The sequence below is a fragment of the Corynebacterium sp. KPL4035 genome (genome assembly GCF_037908325.1).
Classification (GTDB): domain Bacteria; phylum Actinomycetota; class Actinomycetes; order Mycobacteriales; family Mycobacteriaceae; genus Corynebacterium; species Corynebacterium kefirresidentii.
In genome coordinates this window covers 63,391-81,411 of the sequence record NZ_JBBMGF010000001.1, presented here as the reverse complement: position 1 = coordinate 81,411, position 18,021 = coordinate 63,391, and the positions used below count along the sequence as shown (strand labels likewise).

17 protein-coding genes, 1 tRNA gene, 1 other RNA gene and 1 pseudogene are annotated in these 18,021 nt (G+C 60.3%); 9 read left to right on the top strand and 11 right to left on the bottom strand.

The window, feature by feature from the left end:
* Positions 1-221: 221 nt before the first annotated feature.
* Complete coding sequence (locus tag WMP96_RS00380) at positions 222-1,496, top strand: galactokinase family protein (protein WP_301716662.1); 1,275 nt, start codon at positions 222-224, stop codon at positions 1,494-1,496.
* 12 nt (positions 1,497-1,508) lie between these two features.
* Here the strand turns inward: WMP96_RS00380 and WMP96_RS00375 are convergent, their stop codons facing one another.
* The 5 genes from WMP96_RS00375 to WMP96_RS00355 form a co-directional block, all read right to left on the bottom strand.
* The gene (locus WMP96_RS00375) at positions 1,509-2,903 is read right to left on the bottom strand and encodes a ribonuclease catalytic domain-containing protein (protein WP_301716661.1); all 1,395 of its coding nucleotides are present in this window, start codon (positions 2,901-2,903) and stop codon (positions 1,509-1,511) included.
* A 25-nt stretch (positions 2,904-2,928) separates the two neighbouring features.
* An RNA gene (gene rnpB / locus WMP96_RS00370) (RNase P RNA component class A) lies at positions 2,929-3,378 on the bottom strand.
* 15 nt (positions 3,379-3,393) lie between these two features.
* Complete coding sequence (locus WMP96_RS00365; RefSeq protein ID WP_340431787.1) at positions 3,394-4,527, bottom strand: bifunctional RNase H/acid phosphatase; 1,134 nt, start codon at positions 4,525-4,527, stop codon at positions 3,394-3,396.
* Positions 4,527-5,243, bottom strand: coding sequence for a zinc ribbon domain-containing protein (locus tag WMP96_RS00360; RefSeq protein WP_023021134.1), 717 nt, complete (start codon positions 5,241-5,243; stop codon positions 4,527-4,529). Before WMP96_RS00360 ends, WMP96_RS00365 begins: the two co-directional genes overlap by 1 nt.
* A complete protein-coding gene (locus WMP96_RS00355) occupies positions 5,244-6,383 on the bottom strand; it encodes a Nif3-like dinuclear metal center hexameric protein (protein ID WP_023021133.1) in 1,140 nt (379 codons plus the stop codon).
* A gap of 95 nt (positions 6,384-6,478) precedes the next feature.
* On the opposite strand from WMP96_RS00355, the gene WMP96_RS00350 reads away from it, so the two are divergent.
* The 3 genes and pseudogenes from WMP96_RS00350 to WMP96_RS11715 form a co-directional block, all read left to right on the top strand.
* Positions 6,479-6,970 (top strand): low molecular weight protein-tyrosine-phosphatase, encoded by a 492-nt coding sequence (locus tag WMP96_RS00350; RefSeq protein ID WP_340431785.1) that lies wholly within the window; start codon positions 6,479-6,481, stop codon positions 6,968-6,970.
* Between the two features lie 10 nt (positions 6,971-6,980).
* Complete coding sequence (locus WMP96_RS00345) at positions 6,981-7,988, top strand: SURF1 family cytochrome oxidase biogenesis protein (protein WP_301716657.1); 1,008 nt, start codon at positions 6,981-6,983, stop codon at positions 7,986-7,988.
* Positions 7,989-8,288: 300 nt separating this feature from the next.
* A pseudogene (locus WMP96_RS11715) lies at positions 8,289-8,366 on the top strand (IS1/IS1595 family N-terminal zinc-binding domain-containing protein); the annotation flags it as partial.
* Positions 8,367-8,653: 287 nt separating this feature from the next.
* Here WMP96_RS11715 and WMP96_RS00340 read toward each other — a convergent pair.
* Positions 8,654-9,052: a DoxX family protein gene (locus WMP96_RS00340; protein WP_239204475.1), complete on the bottom strand. Its 399-nt coding sequence runs from the start codon at positions 9,050-9,052 to the stop codon at positions 8,654-8,656.
* 439 nt (positions 9,053-9,491) lie between these two features.
* Between WMP96_RS00340 and WMP96_RS00335 the strand changes: the two genes are divergently transcribed.
* Both WMP96_RS00335 and WMP96_RS00330 read left to right on the top strand, forming a co-directional pair.
* Positions 9,492-9,662, top strand: a complete 171-nt coding sequence (locus WMP96_RS00335; RefSeq protein ID WP_301716656.1) for a hypothetical protein — start codon at positions 9,492-9,494, stop codon at positions 9,660-9,662.
* Positions 9,637-10,167 carry a tyrosine-type recombinase/integrase gene (locus WMP96_RS00330; RefSeq protein WP_301716655.1) on the top strand — a complete coding sequence of 177 codons (531 nt, stop codon included), beginning with the start codon at positions 9,637-9,639 and terminating at the stop codon, positions 10,165-10,167. Before WMP96_RS00335 ends, WMP96_RS00330 begins: the two co-directional genes overlap by 26 nt.
* A 75-nt stretch (positions 10,168-10,242) precedes the next feature.
* Here WMP96_RS00330 and WMP96_RS00325 read toward each other — a convergent pair.
* Both WMP96_RS00325 and WMP96_RS00320 read right to left on the bottom strand, forming a co-directional pair.
* A tRNA-Val gene (locus WMP96_RS00325) sits at positions 10,243-10,318 on the bottom strand.
* A 68-nt stretch (positions 10,319-10,386) separates the two neighbouring features.
* Complete coding sequence (locus WMP96_RS00320) at positions 10,387-10,785, bottom strand: DUF3052 domain-containing protein (RefSeq protein WP_023021130.1); 399 nt, start codon at positions 10,783-10,785, stop codon at positions 10,387-10,389.
* 337 nt (positions 10,786-11,122) lie between these two features.
* On the opposite strand from WMP96_RS00320, the gene aceE reads away from it, so the two are divergent.
* The gene (aceE, locus tag WMP96_RS00315; RefSeq protein ID WP_301716654.1) at positions 11,123-13,870 is read left to right on the top strand and encodes a pyruvate dehydrogenase (acetyl-transferring), homodimeric type; all 2,748 of its coding nucleotides are present in this window, start codon (positions 11,123-11,125) and stop codon (positions 13,868-13,870) included.
* Positions 13,871-13,985: 115 nt separating this feature from the next.
* Here aceE and WMP96_RS00310 read toward each other — a convergent pair whose 3' ends face one another.
* A complete protein-coding gene (locus WMP96_RS00310) occupies positions 13,986-14,984 on the bottom strand; it encodes an alpha/beta fold hydrolase (RefSeq protein ID WP_023021128.1) in 999 nt (332 codons plus the stop codon).
* A gap of 27 nt (positions 14,985-15,011) precedes the next feature.
* Between WMP96_RS00310 and WMP96_RS00305 the strand changes: the two genes are divergently transcribed.
* Together WMP96_RS00305 and WMP96_RS00300 are read left to right on the top strand one after the other, a co-directional pair.
* On the top strand, positions 15,012-15,305 hold the full coding sequence (locus WMP96_RS00305; RefSeq protein ID WP_239204490.1) for an acyl carrier protein: 294 nt from the start codon (positions 15,012-15,014) through the stop codon (positions 15,303-15,305).
* Positions 15,302-16,087 carry an HAD-IIA family hydrolase gene (locus WMP96_RS00300; protein ID WP_023021126.1) on the top strand — a complete coding sequence of 262 codons (786 nt, stop codon included), beginning with the start codon at positions 15,302-15,304 and terminating at the stop codon, positions 16,085-16,087. The genes WMP96_RS00305 and WMP96_RS00300 overlap by 4 nt, the downstream gene beginning before the upstream one ends.
* A gap of 82 nt (positions 16,088-16,169) precedes the next feature.
* Here WMP96_RS00300 and WMP96_RS00295 read toward each other — a convergent pair whose 3' ends face one another.
* Positions 16,170-16,580 carry a hypothetical protein gene (locus tag WMP96_RS00295; RefSeq protein ID WP_051138330.1) on the bottom strand — a complete coding sequence of 137 codons (411 nt, stop codon included), beginning with the start codon at positions 16,578-16,580 and terminating at the stop codon, positions 16,170-16,172.
* A 500-nt stretch (positions 16,581-17,080) separates the two neighbouring features.
* On the bottom strand, positions 17,081-17,875 hold the full coding sequence (locus tag WMP96_RS00290) for a serine hydrolase domain-containing protein (RefSeq protein ID WP_023021124.1): 795 nt from the start codon (positions 17,873-17,875) through the stop codon (positions 17,081-17,083).
* Positions 17,876-18,021: the final 146 nt, after the last annotated feature.

Here is an 18,021-nt window from a genome sequence, read left to right as displayed (position 1 = left end):
TGATCGCTGCCGCTGGTATGGTTTGTGTCCACACTACCCACGCCGTCTAAGCGATGCCCGCTAGAATGTGGGGCAGCACATTTCTTTTATACGATTCCATGTCGTATTCCCCGCCGCCGCACCAAAAGGTGGCGGGCATTCGTTGCTTTAAGCGCACCGCCGCGTGCGAGTGGCAACGAAGACTACTGGTCCCAGAACCTGGAAAAGGAGCTTTAGCACCCATGCCACTGTGGTCAACGCCTGCAGAGCCTGTAGCCGAGCGCGCCGCCCAAGCACATACTGATCTCACGGGCAGCGCTCCAACTCATACCGCTAGCGCGCCGGCAACGTGGTCCCTTATTGGTGAACACATTGACCACTTCGGCGGCATTGTTGCCATGTGCGTGGACAAGCTACGCGCCGCTGCGGCAGTAAGCTCGCGCACCGATGGCGTGGTAACGGTACATTTCCACCCGGCAGAAGGTGAGCCTGCCCATGATTCGATAAGCCTGCAAGCGCTCGCAGAGCTGGCAACAGCGCAACAACCCACCACAGATGCAGAGGGCCAGCCAATCATTCCGCCGGCTCCAGAGGGAGGGCTGGCTGCCCGCGTGGGTGGCATTGTCCACACGATGATTAACCGCCAGTTGCTCTCTCGTGAGACAGCCGGCGCGGATATCACTATCGCCTCCGATATTCCGGAAGGTGCTGGTTTGGGTGCGGATGCCGCTGCGAACGTCGCGGTAGCGCTGGCACTCATGGGGGCGGATGCGGACCTGGATGCGCCGCTAAGGGCTCGGGTGGCAGATGTATGCACCCAGGCCGTTACTACCTTTGGTGCGCGGCCGCCTTTGCGTGCCCGCCATAGCGCGGCTCTGCGCAGCACGGGTGAGGGCGTATGCATCATGGATTACGCCGACGGTTCTGTCACCCACGCACCGCACCTTGTTGGTCGCGAGATAGCTGCGTTCGCGGTGGCGGTGCCGGAAGATTTTTCCGCGCAGGAAGAAAAGGCCATCGCCGATATCCGCCAGCGACAGCGCTTTATTGATGATGCCTGCCATTCCTTTGGCACCGATTCGCTGCGCTTGCTTCCAGACGCCCAACAGCGCGTCCTCGATTGGCTCAAGGCCGTCCACAAGGTCTACGGCGAGGAAGGCCACCCGAGCATCAGCGCCGCCACCGAGTGGATGGCCTTTTATGAGGAAGAAACCCAGCGGGTAGAAAAGTTCACCCGCTTCCTGCGCTCGCATCGCGGCGCGGAGCTCTTCCCCATCCTTTTGCAATCACAGTCCTCCCTAGCCAATATCTACGGCTTGGACTCGGCAGAAAAACTCGCCGAGCTAGTCACGGTCCGCGGTGCCGTAGCGGGGCGTTCGGCACACGCGGGCACATCGAACGCAGTTATTGCCTACGTCCCGGCGAAGAGCGCGCATAATTTTGCGGCCGACTTGGCAGACGATGGCCTGCTCGTAGTCGAATTACAGCCGGGCGAGGCCGCACGCGGCGAGAGCTAGTAGCCTCACCAGCTAGTCAGCAGGCCACGCAAAGAGTACCTCGCGCGAATCGGTATCCGCTGTCACCAGCGAGACTGTGGTTTCGCTGCCGGTTTCTGGCGCGCCTACAGATTGAGCGAAGACGGGTGGCTCCGGCACAAAAATCCGAGCTTTGTCCCGCTTTGCATCGCCGCTTACGACGGTGGCCGGGAAATTAGTGCCGAGCCAGGGGCGCAGCACGGTGGCCTCGGTGAGGTTGAGGCAGGCCTTATCCACTTGGGAGGCAAGCTGCGAGGTAGAACGCATTGCGCCAATGACCTCCGTGGCGCGCTCCCCCACCCAGCCGGGGACCTCGTAATCGCCGCAGAGGGCTAGGCAGACCTCGGTTGCAAACCTATCGGACAGGCGCCGCAGCGGCGCGGTCACGTGTGCGTAGTAGCCGCCTATCCCGGCATGCACCTGCGCTTCCTGTTCTCCAAGCCACGCATAATCGGCGCCTCGCAGGAGGCTTTGGGCCTCGCGCATGACTGCCATGCCGCGTGGGGAATCGGCGTCGACGGTGAGGAGAAACTGGGGAATGGGGGCATCGCCAAGCGCAAAGCCCAGGGCTTGGGCCTCGGCGCGAAATTGGCGCTCGTGCTCCGGTTCGGCGGCGGGCAAAGTACGCAGAAAACCCACGCCCGCTTCCTGCATGAGGCGTCCCGCGCACATGCCGGCAAGCAGAGAGATCTCCGAGTTATAGTCCATGACCTCATAGCGAGGCTCGATAATGAGCTCAAAGGTGCCATCAGAATTTTCCACTACGCGCTGGGAGGGCAGGCGCAAGGAAATGGCCTCGCGGCGCAGGGAGGACTCCTGGCGCAATCGTCCCACCTCCGGCAGCAATGCAATAGACGGGTGCAGGTTACCGGCCGCCAAGTCCGCGTGCGCGCCCTCATAGTCCAGGCGGGCCTGGGAGTAGATGAGCGCGCGCTCGACGTGGAAAGACTCCACCTCACCGGCGTCATCTAGATCAAAGGTCCACAGCACGGCCGGTTTATCGGTTTTAGGCAGCAGTGAGGCACGGTCTTCGGAAAGCTCGGGCGGGTGCAGGCGAGCTGGCGCATCGGGAAGATAAATAGTCTGGCCGCGGCGGAAGGACTCGCGCTCCAGCTCGCTGCCGGGCTCAATAAAGGCGGCGACATCCGCAATGGCATAAAAGACGCGGTAGCCACCATCGCGCCTTTCCAGGTAAACCGCCTGATCCAAGTCCATGGAGCCGGCGGGATCGAGGGTTACGAAGGGAATATCGCGGGCGTCGCGGCGCGAGTCGGCATACCGGTCTTGCGCGTGGGCGGCCTGGTGGGTGACCGCAGCCGGAAAATCGGTGGCTACCGAAAATTCTGCGGCAATGGCGCGGAAATCGAGCGGGGCGGCGTAGAGCTTCATGTCCACCACCATAAACGTCTTGGGGCGAATGAGTCGGCCTATAAGCCGGATTCTGTCTAATCGCGGCACTCCCAAGGGAGCACCGTGCGGTGAACATCCATCTAGACCAACCGTTGCCAGTTGGTTCCAGCAGCTACCTTCAGGCTCGAGCGAGCAGCCTTAAAACGCCTGATCGGGCCCCGCAACGTGGCGGGGCCGTGATGCCTTGCTCCCGGTGGGGTTTACCCAGCCACCGCCATCACTGACGGTGCTGGTGCGCTCTTAACGCACCGTTTCACCCTTACCTTGTTGCTCCAACTTGGGCCGAAGCTCAAGCGGAGGCACAAGGCGGTCTACTTTCTGTTGCACTTGCCCGCGGGTTTCCCCGGGTTGCCGTTAGCAACCACCGTGCTCTATGGAGTCCGGACTTTCCTCGGCGCCCACGCGGCAGCAGCTCGCTGCCCGTATGAAGCGACGCGATCACCCGGCCGGCTCATTCGCGTTCCTTATTCTAGCGCAGGCCTGCCAGGTGGCCCACATCGTTAAATCCGTGCACCATAGAGCCGCCTTCCCAGAATTCCACCTGGGAAATGGCAGCCAGGTCTAAAAAGAGATGACCAAAGGTAGCCGGCCCGGCATCAAGCGCCTGGCGGATAAAGGACTTAATCGGATTGACGTGGCTTACTACCAGCACGGTTTTGCCCGCAAAGCGCTCTTGTAGCTCCTTGCGGGTAGTGCGCACGCGGCGGTTTAGCGCCTGCAGCGATTCCCCGCCCGGACAGGCGACGCTCGCGTCATGCAGCCATTCCTCGTGCAGTTCCGGATCGCGCTGGTGGGCCTCGGCGGCAGTCTTGCCTTCCCATGCGCCGAAGTCCACCTCGATGAGTCCTTCCACGGTCTCTACCTCGATATCGCGGCCATTGGCCACGGCCGCCGCTGTCTCTTGGCAGCGGCGAAGGGGCGAGCAGACGATGGCATCAAAGTGGGCGTTGGCAAGCGCTTGGGCTGCGGCCAGCGCCTGCTTTTGCCCGAGCTGCGTAAGCCCCGGGTTGGCGCGCCCGGAGTACTGCTTAGCGGCCGACATGTCCGTCTGCCCGTGGCGCAGCAGGATAAAGCGAGTGGTAGGTCCGCGGTCCCCAAGCCAATCGGTGGGATGCGGCGCGGTGGTGTCGTGTTCCGTAGCCTGTGCCGGTTCGGCAGTATCTTCCTCCCCGGCAACGATGCCTTCAGGATGTCCGGCGGCCGCGGCGTCCATGGCGTCATTGGATAGGGCGTCTGCCACCTTATTCTTAGCGCGCGGCACCCAGTCCAAGCTGAAGGAAGAAAAGCCGTTGATGTAGTCGCGGGCGCGCAGGGCCAGCTTCTGCATGTCCGGGTGCTTTATCTTCCAGCGGCCGTTGATTTGCTCTACCACCAGCTTGGAATCCATGTGGAACTCCACTTCGGTAGCGCCCATTTCGGTGGCGGCTTCCAGGCCGCGCAATAAGCCGTTGTACTCAGCGACGTTATTGGTGGACTTGGTACCTACTACGTAGACGATTTCGCGCAGGATGCGCTGCCCGCTGCCGTCATAAATAACGGTGCCGGAACCGGCCACACCAGGGTTGCCGCGGGAGCCGCCATCGGCATAGATAATGACCTTCATTAGACCAAACGCACCAGGTAGGAGCCGCAATCGCCGCACTGCGGCAATTCATCGGCCGGGGCATTGCGCACCGCGTTTTGCTCCGCCGGCGGCAGGACAATGAAGCAGCCGCCACAAGCGCGGTTGGCCTTGAACTGGGCGGCGCCCACGCCGTTTTCCTCGCGCTGGGTATCGTACTCGCTCAGTACCCCGGCAGGCAGCTGATGGCGCAACTCGCCGATGCGCACGGCCGGGTCTTCCTGGTTGGCAGCCGCCTCCTGTGCCGCCTCGGCCGCGCGACGCAGCTTTTCCAGCTTGCGCTCGGACTCAGAAACGCGCGCACCGTGCACGTCCAGGTTAGAACGCAGCGCGTGCACCTCATTATGTGCTTCTTGTAGCTCGCTCATGAGATCTGCGATGCGGGACTTGGCGGCGTAGAGATCGTGCTCTAGGTCCTTGCGCGTTTCTGGATCTACGGCAGCACCTAGCTGGCGCTTATCATCGCGCTCGCGCTGGCGCAGCTTGCGCTCATCGGCCTGGATGCGCAAGATTTCGGTCTCCATGTCATCGACGGCCATCTGCGCGGAGCCGGATGCATCCAGTAGGCGCTTGTGTTCTTCTTTAGCCTTGTCATACTCGGCTTGTTCCGGGATTTCCTTCTTCGCGCCATGGCCCTGCGAGCGTTCCAGGTTGGCCAGCTCCAGCAATACCGGCTGTAGTTCTTGCGATAGTTTCACTTATGACTCCTTTGGGTGCGCAGAGATAGTCCACGGGTCGGTGCGCAGGCTGATAATTTCCGTATCCAGTTCTAAAGCATTCTCTACGATATCGCGCGCTTGGGCCGTCCACGGAAATTCGCTGGCCCAGTGGGCGGTATCGATGACGGCCGGCCCGCCGGCACGCAAGTGCTCATCCACCGGGTGGTGGCGCAGATCCGACGTGACATACACGTCTACGCCTAGCTTCGCGGCCGCGGAGAGGAAGGAATCTCCCGAGCCGGAAGAAACCGCTACGGTACGCACCTTTTGTTCCGGATCCCCGGCGGCGCGGATGCCCCAGGCGGTCTCGGGGAGGGCATTGGCCACCTGCTGGGTAAACTCGCGCAGGGTCATCTCCTGTGGCAGCTCTCCTACGCGTCCGAGGCCGAGCGCCTTATCCAGGTCTTGGTGGCCAGCGGTTTCCGTAATGTCATAGGCCGGTACTTCATAAGGGTGCGCGGCGTGCAGGGCCTGCAACAAGGCGGAGCGAAGCGCGGCCGGCGCGACAAACTCGACGCGGATTTCCTCGCCGCGGTGCAGGGCGCCAATTTCTCCCTCCGCCGGGTCTGCTCCCTCTTCCGGCTGGAATTGGCCCGTGCCGGCGATATCGAAGGAGCAGTGAGAGTAGGCGCCGATGTGGCCCGCGCCGGCGTCGAAAAGCGCCTGCTTCACCTCCTCGGCCGCGGCAACCGGCACGTGCACGCCCCACTTATCCACGCCCTGGGGCTCCGGCACGATGGGCCGGCCTGGGTTAATGCCCACCAGCTCCGCGAGCTTGTCGTTGACGCCCGGCCGCGCCTTATCGGCATTGGTATGGGCCGCAAAAAGCGCAACACCATTGCTCAGCAGCGTGTGTATGACCTTGCCCTTGGGCGTATCGGCCGCCACGGACTCCACCCCGCGCAAGAGCAATGGATGGTGGACCACGAGCATATCCGCGCCGAGTTCAACCGCCCGCTCCGCTACCGCTTGGGTGCAGTCCAAGGCAAAAGCCACGCGCTTGACCTCCGCGGTCGGATCACCGCAGATAAGCCCCACGGCGTCCCACTTTTCCGCCAGGTGCGGCGGGTAGGCCTCATCGAGTACGCGGCGGACATCGCCCACGCTCACAGCGGACATGGAGGTACTCCTTTATGCTCGTTTCATGGAATAGTTACTACTGCTATATCCTATCTTCCGCACCACAGTACTATTCGCGCGAAGGGGTTTTCCGCATGACCGAATCCGCTGCCCGCTCCGGCCTCTACCTCGTCTTTGTTTGCACCGGAGATATCTGCCGCTCCCCCATGGCAGAAATCATCGCGCGCGATGAGATGGAAAAGGACATGCTTGACCTTGTCGCCACCGTGGACTCCTGCGGCCTCGGCGGCTGGCATGTGGGCCAAGGAGCGGATCCGCGCGCCATTGCCGAGCTGCGCCGCGGCGGCCACGATGGTGGTTCCCACCGCGCGGCCAAGCTGGGGCCCGAGCACATGGATGCTGATCTCTTCATCGCCATGGACAAAGGCCACCGCGACGCCCTTATTGAGCGCAGCATCGACCCGGACAAGATCCGCTTGATGCGCAGCTTCGATCCCAGCTCCCCGGAAGACGCGGACGTAGCAGACCCGTATTACGGTTCTGCCGCCGATTTCGAAACCACCCGCAACAATATCGAGGCCGCCGTACCTGGCCTGCTGGATTGGATTCGCGCTCACCACGACTAAACTAGGCCCCATGCTAAAGACGTTCCTTAAGCCAGGTTGGGTTCTACTGCTGCTGTTCGTCGTGGCCTTTTCCTACCTCGCTTTTACCGTCCTTGCCCCGTGGCAACTGGGCAAGGACGATGACATTGTGGAACGCAACGAGCTCATCACCCACGCCTATGAGGCAGATCCCCAGCCGGTAGAAGACCTCGTGGATGACCACGGTGCTATCAAAAACGATGAGTGGTCCCGCGCCACCTTGCACGGCCGCTACCTGCCGCAGGATGAAGTGCTGCTGCGCCTGCGCCCGGTCGATTCCGGTCCGTCCTACCAATCTCTGGTTCCCTTCCACACCGATTCCGGCCTGACCATCCTGGTTAACCGCGGCTGGGTCAAGGCCGGCGAGGCCAACGCCGTGCCGGATATTCCCGCCGCCCCTTCTGGCGAAACGACTTTGACCGGAATGATCCGCGCCGATGAGGCTCAGCACCAGTCCGCCCCCATTAAGCAGGAGGGCTACCAGCAGGTCTACTCCATCCATACGGAGCAGGTTGCCTCGATTATCGACGCCCCCTTGGCCCACGACTACATCCAACTCTCCGCCGACCAGCCCGGCGTGCTCAACGCCATGCCTATCCCGCAGCTCGACCGCGGCAACCACCTCTCCTACGGCTACCAGTGGATTGCCTTCGGCATCATGGCCCCGCTGGGTTTGGGCTACTTCGTATGGTCCGAAATCCGTGAGCGCCGCCGCCTGCGCGAGGAGGAAGAGGCCTTGGCCGCCCTCGATGCCGATGCCTCAACCCCATCCGAGCCCGAGGACGCCTCCGCTTCAGGCTCCGCACCCGTAAAAGCCCCGTCCCCTGCGACCTCCCAGCACGATGTCCACGCGGTCACTGACGACGCCACCGATGCCGCCACGGCCGTTCCCGCCGCGTCCTCCTCGCATGCCGCCGGCCGCCGCAATCGCTCGCGCTACGGCGACTCCAAACCAGATCACTACGCCAAGCTAAACAAGCGCCGCCGCGAGCGCTACTAGCCACTCTCTGCCTAGGCCTTTGCCTGAACATCCGCCTAGGCCCCAAGGAACAGCCACGTTAATGCGTTATGCCCTCTCCTCTTGGGGCATAACGCGTCCACAAGTTGGCTCTCGAGGCCTTGCCCCCCAACCCTGCCAGGATATGCGACGGAAAGTTCGTCTGTGCGGGTGGGGTCCACGCAGATGAAGGGGGGTAAAACTGGGGCGTTTATAATCTTCAAAGCGATATAAACGTCCCCGGAACGGTCAATCCACGTTCCAATGCAGAGTCTGTGGTAGGCGTGCGCGTTGTCTTAGTGGATGAAGAAAAACGGCACAACAACCAAAGGTACAACTCGATGGCGTTGCACCTCACCGACGTGCGGGGCATTGACGACGGGACCTAGCCCCGTTAGGTAGACACATGTCACGACCGTGCAATAATCTGCGCGACGACAAGCTATACCCTCAACACGCGTCGGAGTATTTGTTGACTTAAGGATTAAGAACTCCTGCCTCGTGGTGCGTTACGCCCAGGTGACCGAGACAGACTCATAGCCCGCTTCAACTTCTTCAGGGCCTGGTGGGCTAAACAGAGCTTCAAATCTAAAATGCGATGAACGAGCAAGGCATGATTCTAGCCCAAAAATAAAAGGCCTTGGAAGACACCAAGGCCAGCAAAACCGCTACTTCTTAGCTGGTAGCCCCGCCGCATGCAAAGCCCCTGCAATCAACACCGGCTGAAACAACAAACGCACAAAACGCTTAATATCAGTATCCAACCCGAACCCATTATGCCGCTCCGCATACTGAGCAATATTTCCAGGGAAGATAGCGGTATAAAAAGCCGCCAACGCAACACCAAAAGCAGTACGACGGCGACGCGAAATCAACAAACCTACACCCAACACAATCTCCGCTACACCAGACGCCACAACAACAGCATCCTTGGAACCAGGAAACCAATCAGGAACCTGAGCCTGAAACTCCTCACGCTGATGAGTCAAATGTGACACACCAGCAAACGACATAAACCCACCAAGAACACCAGCAGTTAAACGCTCACTAAACTTACTCATACCCATACACTACGCCACAAAATCACCGAACAATGAAATATTCTCAACTACGCTCAAAACCTAACGGGCCTGGCCCCGCTTCCCCATGGTAAGAACCGCACAAACAAGGCTTCCGAACCAAACGAGGCACAAGCCTGGGCAGACAAGAATGCCACCACCATCCGCACTGGCGACTGAATTGACCCTAATGCTGGCAAAGTAACCGTGGGGGAACTTCACCCCGCATAGTGGGCACCCCTCACACCACGCAAACCCAACTATCGCCGTCAACTTAATTCCGCGTGGGAGCACCACGTTAAACCCCACTGGGGGGCACAGGAAAGTAAACAGCATCAAACCATCAGAAGTGCAGGCGTGGGTGGGGTCGATAGAAAAGCGGCGCCATGGGCGCGAGCATGACACCACACCATCAGCAACCCTAATCCTGAACTCTCATGCGGTACTCATGCAGATTCTCGAAGTCGCAGTCAACGACGGGCTACTACGTAAAAATCCCGCTAAGGGGGTCAAACTATCGAAGAAGCCCGGCCCGGTGACGGTGTATCCCACGCAGGAGCAGCTTAACGCCTTGGTGCGGGAAAGCGGCCCGCGTGGTGACATTATTGCGGTGGGGTGAGTTGGCTGGTCTGCGGGTGAGGGATGTGAATGTTCTTCGGCGTTGTTTGACGGTGGCGCAGGCGATTGCTCGTGATGATTCTGGTGAGTGGGTGCCGATGGAGCCTAAGTCGTGGGAGCAGCGGACGGTGGCGGTTGCTGCGTCGATTATGCCTCTAATTGTGAAAGCTATTGAGGGTAAGGGGCCAGATGAGTTTGTGTGGGAGCGGCCTTCTGGCGGGTGTTTACGTCCGTTGGGGCATACGTCGTTCTTTGCTCATGCGGTGAAGCGGTGTGTCCAGGATGGGGTGATTTCGGACAGTCTTACTCCACATGGTTTGCGGCATGTGGCGGCGGGGTTGATGGTGGCGTCTGGTGCGTCGGTGAAGGCTGTGCAAAAGCAGTTGGGGCACAAGTCGGCAATGCTCACCCTGGATACGTATGCGGATTTGCTTGATGGTGACTTGGATGAGGTGGCAGGTCGTATAGATGAGGGGCTGCACGGGTTGTCGTGGGGTGTGGCGTAGTTCTTCGGATGCAGCGTTTTTGTCGTAGGGTTGAGTAAGACCCCCTCTCCGATTTCTCGAAAAGGGGGTCTGACCTGGTGCGGCCTGAGGGGATCGAACCCCCGACCTATTGGGTGTAAACCAATTGCTCTTCCAGCTGAGCTAAAGCCGCATGCGCTCTTGCGCTGTTAGAAACAGTAGCGCAGGTTGCTGAAGCAACACAAATCGGCAGGTAAAGTCCTACTTCTTGGTGTAGCCACGCTGCACCAAGCACGAGCCTTGCCACTCGCCTAGGCGCTCCGCCTTGGTCTGCACTAGGCCTGCCAGCTGAGCGGACTCAGAGATGAGCCCAGGCTCGACGGTTCCCGGCTTTCCGGCACCCGGGGTAAGCAGCCAGACCGCACCGTTATCGGCCAGCGGACGGCTCGCGTCAACGAGTCCATCCACAAGGTCGCCATCCTCGTCGCGCCACCAAAGAAGGACTACATCGCACAGCTCGTCATTTTCTTCTTCCAAGAAATCATCGCCGAGCACGGCTTCGATCGATTCAGAGATCGCGGTATCGCAATCCTCGTCCCAACCAAGCTCTAGGGCGATTTGCCCTTCCTTGATTCCGAGCTTGACTGCAGCGTCAGCCACTATGCATTTCCTTCCTAATTTGGTGAATGTCCGGTCCGCGCATCCCCCGCATCCTGCGGGTAAATCGCGGCTTAATAGAAGTATTTTAACGCCCACCGGCCCCTTTTACCCGCCTAAGGGGCGCAATTCCCCCATTTTGCAGGCCCTCCCGCCACTTCGCCCAGTTCCGCAGAGTTTGCAAACTACCCTCTTTTACCCCAATAAACCCGGCAAAGATACTGGTTATGGCGATGTAACGTACCGCACGTCCCCTTAAGTCGGGCTTCACAACCATTGTGGATCTGTGAGCGCGTATCCTAGTAAGCAAACTGTGCAGACCCTTATACAGGAGGTTTAAATGGCCGAGAAGGACGCCACCAAGGGCGACTCCAACTTCCCGCTCATCCGCGACGGCGTTGCATCGTATCTTCACGATAATGATCCAGAAGAGACCCGCGAGTGGATGGATTCCCTCGATGGTCTGCTGGAGCACTCCGATCCGGAGCGCGCACGCTACCTGATGCTGCGCCTGCTCGAGCGCGCTACCGCTAAGCGCGTTGAACTGCCTTCGTTGACGTCCACGGACTTCGTCAACACCATCCCAACCTCCATGGAGCCAGAGTTTCCTGGTGACGAGGAACTGGAAAAGCGCTACCGCCGCTGGATCCGCTGGAATGCGGCCATCATGGTGCACCGTGCACAGCGCCCAGGAATTGGTGTAGGTGGCCACATCTCGACCTACGCGGGTGCTGCCCCGCTCTATGAGGTGGGCTTGAACCACTTCTTCAAGGGCAAGGATGATCCTTCGGGCGGCGACCAAGTCTTTTTCCAAGGCCATGCCTCCCCGGGCATGTACGCACGTGCTTTCATGGAAGGCCGCCTGACTGAAAAGGACCTTGATAGCTTCCGCCAGGAGGTATCCCGTGGCGAGGGCGAGGGGCTGCCGTCCTACCCGCACCCACGCCTGATGCCATGGTTCTGGGAATTCCCCACCGTGTCCATGGGCTTGGGCCCGATTAACGCTATCTACCAGGCACGCTTTAATAAGTACCTGGAGACTCGCGGCATCAAGGACACCTCCAAGCAGCACGTGTGGGCATTCTTGGGCGATGGCGAGATGGATGAGCCAGAATCTCGCGGCCTGCTGCAGATCGCTTCCCTCTACGAGCTGGATAACCTCACCTTCGTGGTCAACTGCAACCTGCAGCGCCTCGATGGCCCGGTGCGCGGCAACACCCAGATCATCCAGGAGCTAGAATCCTTCTTCCGCGGTGCCGGCTGGGAGGTCATCAAGGTCATTTGGGGTCGTGGCTGGGACAAGCTGCTGGAAAAGGACACCGAAGGTGCCTTGGTCAACGTCATGAACACCACCTCTGACGGTGACTACCAGACCTTCAAGGCCAACGATGGCGCCTATGTGCGCGAGCACTTCTTCGGCCGCGATGAGCGCACGGCCAAGCTGGTAGAAGACATGTCCGATGATGAGATTTGGGCACTGCGCCGCGGCGGCCACGATTACCGCAAGGTCTACGCCGCCTACGCTCGCGCGCTGGAGAACAAGGGCACCGGCAAGCCAACCGTCATCCTCGCGCACACCATTAAGGGTTACGGCTTGGGCCACAACTTCGAGGGCCGCAACGCTACCCACCAGATGAAGAAGCTGACCCTGGATGACCTGAAGCGCTTCCGCGATAAGCAGGAAATTCCTTTCTCCGATGCGGAGCTGGAAAAGGATCCGTACCTGCCACCGTACTACCACCCAGGCAAGGACTCCCCGGAGATCAAGTACATGCTGGAGCGCCGCAAAGAACTGGGCGGCTTCCTGCCGGAGCGCCGCGAGGACTTCACCCCTCTCGAGGCACCGGCGTTGGACAAGCTGCGCTCCGTACGCAAGGGCTCTGGCAAGCAGGAAGTAGCCACCACCATGGCCTTGGTACGCACCTTCAAGGAAATTATGCGCAACAAGGAGCTAGGCAAGCGCGTCGTGCCGATCATTCCGGACGAGGCACGCACCTTTGGTATGGACTCCTGGTTCCCGACTATGAAGATCTGGAACCCGCGTGGCCAGAACTATGTGCCGGTTGACCATGACCTCATGCTCTCCTACCGCGAAGCTACTGACGGCCAGATCATGCACGAGGGTATTTCTGAGGCCGGCGCCGCTGCCTCCTTTACCGCTGCGGCAACGTCCTACGCTACCCAAGGCGAGGCCATGATTCCGCTCTACATCTTCTACTCGATGTTCGGCTTCCAGCGCACCGGCGATGCCTTCTGGGCAGCCGGCGACCAGATGGGCCGCGGCTTCATCATTGGCGCAACCGCCGGCCGCACCACCCTGACCGGTGAGGGCCTGCAGCACATGGACGGCCACTCCCCTGTCTTGGCTGCGACCAACCCGGCCGTGGTTTCTTATGACCCGGCCTTCGGCTACGAGGTTGCCCACTTGGTTTCCCGCGGTATTGAGCGCATGTATGGCAAGGACAACGAGGCCATCATGTACTACCTCACCGTCTACAACGAGCCGGTACACCAGCCGACCGAGCCGGAGGATTTGGACGTGGAGGGCCTGCACAAGGGCATCTACCACTTCAATACCGCAGAGGGCGGCTCCATTGCTGCCAATATCCTGGCTTCCGGTGTAGGCGTGCACGAGGCGCTGCGCGCACAGCAGATGCTTGCCGACGACTTCGATGTCAAGGCCTCCATCTTCTCCGTCACCTCCTGGAACGAGCTGGCCCGCGACGGCGCCCGCCGTAACAAGGAAGCCCTGCGCAAGGGCGAGGAGCCGAGCGAGGCTTTTGCTACCTCCCAGCTCAAGGGCTACGAGGGTCCGTTCGTTGGTGTCTCTGACTTCACCACCGAGCTGCAGGAGCAAATCCGCCCGTATGTCCCAGGCACCTACATCACCTTGGGCGCGGACGGCTTCGGCTTCTCCGATACGCGCGAGGGCGCTCGCCGCTACTTCAATATCGACGCCGAGTCCATCGTCGTCGCAGTGCTCGATGGCTTGGCTCGCGAGGGCAAGATTGAGCGCTCCGTTGTGGAGAAGGCAGCCAAGGATCTCAAGCTGGATGATCCGACCGTGACCACCCACATCGAAGACTAATCCCCGCTTTGGTGCTGGCTAGGCCCGCGCCACGCGCTACAAGAAAGGCGCCGCCGGCTTCCGCGCCGCGGCGCCTTTTGCGTACCCAGCAAACGGGCTTATGCATCCGGCCCGTCTATATCGCATCAAGGACGCGGCCAAGGGCCGCGGAGATAGCCTCGGGGTCTTCGAGGATCACCATGTGTCCGGAGCCTTCCACCGTCTGCAGGTTCGCGGCGGGCCAATGCTTACAGAGCACCTCGGATTGTGAACGCGGGGTGACAATATCGGCGGTTCCGACTACCACCTCGCCCTTGAGCTTCGCCAGCCGTGGGGCGGCGCCGTACTCGGCGTGTTCCAAAAGGTCGTCGAAGAAGCCGGAGTAGGAGGCCAAGGGGGTATCGAGAAGCATGGCAACGTGAAATTGCAGCTTCTCCATTTGTGGAAAGCCGGCCAAGGTCGCAGCAAAAAGTGGCGCAATGAACCGGGCGGCCTCAAAGCGCGCGCTATCGACGCGACCAGGCAGGCGCAGACAGAGGCGGTAGAGCGCATGCAGAGATTTCGACTGCAGAATCTGCGCTACGCCCTTTGCTGCAAAGCGGCGCATCGAAGTTGAAATTAGCAGCGCGCCCTTGATGCGCTCATAAACCTCGGCTGGAGCACGGCGGATGAGGTTTAAGGCAACCATGCCGCCCAGGGAATGGCCGACGATGACCAGGTTGCCACGGGGAGCGCGCTCTCGAATGACGGCGAGGACGTCGTCAGCCGCCGTATCAACGGTGCACTCCTCTGGGGCGACCGTGGAGGACTGGCCGTGCCCGCGCAAATCCACCAAGAGTGCACGCGCATTGCGACCGCGGAGATAATTGGCCTGGTCATAATAGGCTTCCGCGGATAAGCAATAGCCGTGAATGAAGACCACGGTTACTGGCGCGTCTTCGCGCCCCACCTCGTACCAGGCAATATCTAGGCCATCGTGTTCCACAGTGCCGGAAGCGCTGACCTGGGTAAGGCCCGGCTCGGTGGAGGGATCATGCAATCCGCCATAGAGTTTTTCTAGCTCAGCGCGGTGCGAGGGGCGCAGGCGCTTGAGCCAACTACGCGCCACAACGGAAGAACGTTTTCTCAATGCCATAACGGGATCAATACTAGACTGGTGGGCATGGCAAACGACCTCAGCGCCCAATTACAGGCAAAGTTCAACGCGAGCGCGCCGGAAAAGGAGCCGGAGCGCGATACGCTCGGCCAGCTCCTCGCGCTCATAAACAAGGTCACCGGTACCGAGGAAGATCTGAGCCGGGATACGCGGCTGAAGGATATTGGCGTCGAATCGCTAGATCTAGTGGAGCTGACCGTGCGCGCGGAAGAGACCTTCCAGGTGCGTTTTTCTGAGGAAACGATGCTCAACTGCGAAACCATCGGCGATATTGCCGAGTATGTGGAGGACCACCAATGATTTCTTATCTATCCGATATGGACGGCGTACTCATCAAAGAAGGCGAGATGATCCCTGGCGCCGATAAATTTATCCAAGCGCTCAAGGATAATGACATCGAGTACATGGTGCTGACCAATAACTCCATGTCTACTCCACGGGATCTTTCTGCCCGCCTGCGCAATACCGGCTTGGATATTCCTGCCGAGCGCATCTGGACCTCCGCCACCGCCACCGCGAATTTTCTTTCCAGCCAGGTAAGCTCCAGCAAGGCCTATGTAGTGGGTGAATCCGGCCTTACCACCGCCATGCACGAGGCTGGATGGATCCTTACCAACGATGACCCTGATTTTGTGGTGCTTGGTGAGACCCGCACCTATTCTTTTGAGGCCATCACCAACGCGATTAACCTCATCCGCAATGGTGCTCGTTTTATCGCCACCAACCCGGATGTCACCGGCCCTGCCCCGGAAGGAGTATTGCCGGCCACCGGTGCCGTGGCTGCACTGATTACCGCCGCTACCAACCGCGAGCCTTATTACGTGGGCAAACCCAACCCGGTCATGATGCGCTCGGCGCTCAATCATATTGGTGCCCACTCGGAGCACACCGTAATGATTGGTGACCGCATGGATACAGACGTTAAGGCCGGTCTCGAGGCCGGCATGCGCACTGTATTGGTGCGCTCCGGCATCTCCGATGACCGAGAGATTTCTCGCTACCCCTACCGCCCTTCTGCCGTGCTGAAATCGGTGGCCGAGCTGCCGGACAAAATCTTTGATCCCTTCGCCGAGGAGGAATAGGCCGCCCTCAACCGGCCCTACTTATGGCAGAAGGAAAAGGGCGGGTGGACCAGCAGCTGTTGGTCCACCCTCCCTGTGCTTTCTACGGCAGGCGCACGGCAGCAGTAAAGCCGTGGCGCTGTGCAAGGTAGCGCACGACGCAGTCCAGCGCATCTAGCTCTTCGCGGGTGCCGGTCAGCACCTGGTGGCAGCCAATACCGCTGTCTGAGTGGGCACAGGCTTTGCCGCCTCGAGCAAGCGCCGCGACAGAAAGCCCATCCCGGAACCAGCGAGTGCACCACTGAGCGGTCAGTGGGTCATCGCCCGGAATGATAAATTCCGACTCGGTACGGATGCACCGATCCATGGCGCGTTCAATCTCCGAGCGCAGCGAGCGCGGCATCCCGGAAATCTTGAGCACACCGGTAACCACGGTGGCACCACCGTTGACGGAGGGCCACGCGGAGGTGGAGGCCGGCTGTTCAACCGGCGCAGGGTTAACGCACGTATTCATAGCCGATTCTCCCTCGACATAGATCACCACCGCACGAGGCCTGCCGGCCCGGCGCGATGCAAGACGAGCTTCGTCTTCCCCAACGAACTGTCTGATGCGTCTGCACACAATTTTCCTGCGTCACACCTCCCCCTACAACCCTCAACTTTCACTTCAACCCCCGTTTGCTAAACCTCAACCCCAGGTACAGACTGGGGCTAAAGTTGCAGGTGAAACCAGTGTTATTAATGTGAAACTTGGCCTTTTCTGTGAACTTCCTAGGCTTGTTCTATATTCTCCACCAGACGGCCTGCTCATGGGCGCGAAAACCCTATTTGACTTACCTCCAACAGCGGCTAGTTACAGGCACGCCGCGATCCCAAGTTTTATGGCTCCTACCGCACAAAAATCCTCGATTTTCCCACCCTGCGGGGGAGCCTTCCACCGTGCCGCTTCCCCGATAAAAGGTTATAGACACGCGCTAGCGCACTGGAGGCGCTAGCTCCGCCGAGTCCGGACGCCTACAAGGCGTTCCAGATGGAGGTATTCGTATCGTGCCAGAGTGGCTTGCACCATTCGCCAAAGTCACGGTCCGTGAGCGCCACCATGGCATACTCGCCGGCCACCCAGAGGTAGGTGCCGGACATGCCAAAGTGACCGACGGCGTCGGCAGGCAGGGCGCCCATCCAGTGTTCTTTGTCGCCGTGGATTTCAAAACCAAGGCCCCAGGTACAATCTTTAAAATTGCCGTAGCCCGGGACAATGCCGCGCAGGCCACCAAAATGGACGCGGCGCATATCGGCCACGGTGGATGGGTGCAGCAGCTGCGGATCCTGGACTTCCGCAGCAAAGGCCGCCAAATCTTTCACCGTGGAGACCAAGCCGTGACCGGCCGAACCTTCGAGACGAGTGGAATCCATGCCCGACGGGGTAAGTACACCCTCGCGTAGGTACTCGGCAAAGTCCATGCCCGTGGCATCGGCCACGGTATCTGCGGCCCACTCATAACCGGCCGAGGAATAGATGCGGCGTTCGCCTACCGGCTTCTGCGGCTCTCGGGAGTCAAAGGAAATGCCAGAGGCGTGTGCAAGCAGGTGTTCCAGGGTCGAGCCCTCCGGACCGGCCGGCTGCCCCAATTCCACCGCGCCTTCTTCCACGGCAAGCATCACGCCATAGGCCGCAACCAGCTTGGTCACCGATGCCACTGGAAACTCGCGGGCGGTGTCTCCTACCGTTTCTATGACCTCGCCGCGGTGCAGCAAAGCACCGGCCACCGTATCCGCGGGCCATTGGCTGATCTGGCTAAATTCACTCATGCCCTCCAGCCTACTGAGCCAAGCCCGCCCAAGGCCCGCACTCTAGGGCCGGGCGAGGGGCAAGGAAGTTAACCGCCAGTTAAGACAAAAAGAACTCTTTATGTAATTGGCCTAGGATCGCTTGCACAGGCGGCAAACATGACGAA

What these genes read in the sequence shown, in the direction of transcription:
- WMP96_RS00375 (WP_301716661.1), bottom strand. Translation starts at nt 2,903, where the DNA reads ATGAAGCTCTACGCCGCCCCGCTCGATTTCCGCGCCATTGCCGCAGAA.
- WMP96_RS00300 (WP_023021126.1), top strand. Translation starts at nt 15,302, where the DNA reads ATGATTTCTTATCTATCCGATATGGACGGCGTACTCATCAAAGAAGGC.
- WMP96_RS00335 (WP_301716656.1), top strand. Translation starts at nt 9,492, where the DNA reads ATGCAGATTCTCGAAGTCGCAGTCAACGACGGGCTACTACGTAAAAAT.
- WMP96_RS00305 (WP_239204490.1), top strand. Translation starts at nt 15,012, where the DNA reads ATGGCAAACGACCTCAGCGCCCAATTACAGGCAAAGTTCAACGCGAGC.
- WMP96_RS00350 (WP_340431785.1), top strand. Translation starts at nt 6,479, where the DNA reads ATGACCGAATCCGCTGCCCGCTCCGGCCTCTACCTCGTCTTTGTTTGC.
- WMP96_RS00345 (WP_301716657.1), top strand. Translation starts at nt 6,981, where the DNA reads ATGCTAAAGACGTTCCTTAAGCCAGGTTGGGTTCTACTGCTGCTGTTC.
- WMP96_RS00380 (WP_301716662.1), top strand. Translation starts at nt 222, where the DNA reads ATGCCACTGTGGTCAACGCCTGCAGAGCCTGTAGCCGAGCGCGCCGCC.
- WMP96_RS00290 (WP_023021124.1), bottom strand. Translation starts at nt 17,875, where the DNA reads ATGAGTGAATTTAGCCAGATCAGCCAATGGCCCGCGGATACGGTGGCC.
- aceE (WP_301716654.1), top strand. Translation starts at nt 11,123, where the DNA reads ATGGCCGAGAAGGACGCCACCAAGGGCGACTCCAACTTCCCGCTCATC.
- WMP96_RS00310 (WP_023021128.1), bottom strand. Translation starts at nt 14,984, where the DNA reads ATGGCATTGAGAAAACGTTCTTCCGTTGTGGCGCGTAGTTGGCTCAAG.
- WMP96_RS00365 (WP_340431787.1), bottom strand. Translation starts at nt 4,527, where the DNA reads ATGAAGGTCATTATCTATGCCGATGGCGGCTCCCGCGGCAACCCTGGT.
- WMP96_RS00355 (WP_023021133.1), bottom strand. Translation starts at nt 6,383, where the DNA reads ATGTCCGCTGTGAGCGTGGGCGATGTCCGCCGCGTACTCGATGAGGCC.
- WMP96_RS00340 (WP_239204475.1), bottom strand. Translation starts at nt 9,052, where the DNA reads ATGGGTATGAGTAAGTTTAGTGAGCGTTTAACTGCTGGTGTTCTTGGT.
- WMP96_RS00295 (WP_051138330.1), bottom strand. Translation starts at nt 16,580, where the DNA reads ATGAATACGTGCGTTAACCCTGCGCCGGTTGAACAGCCGGCCTCCACC.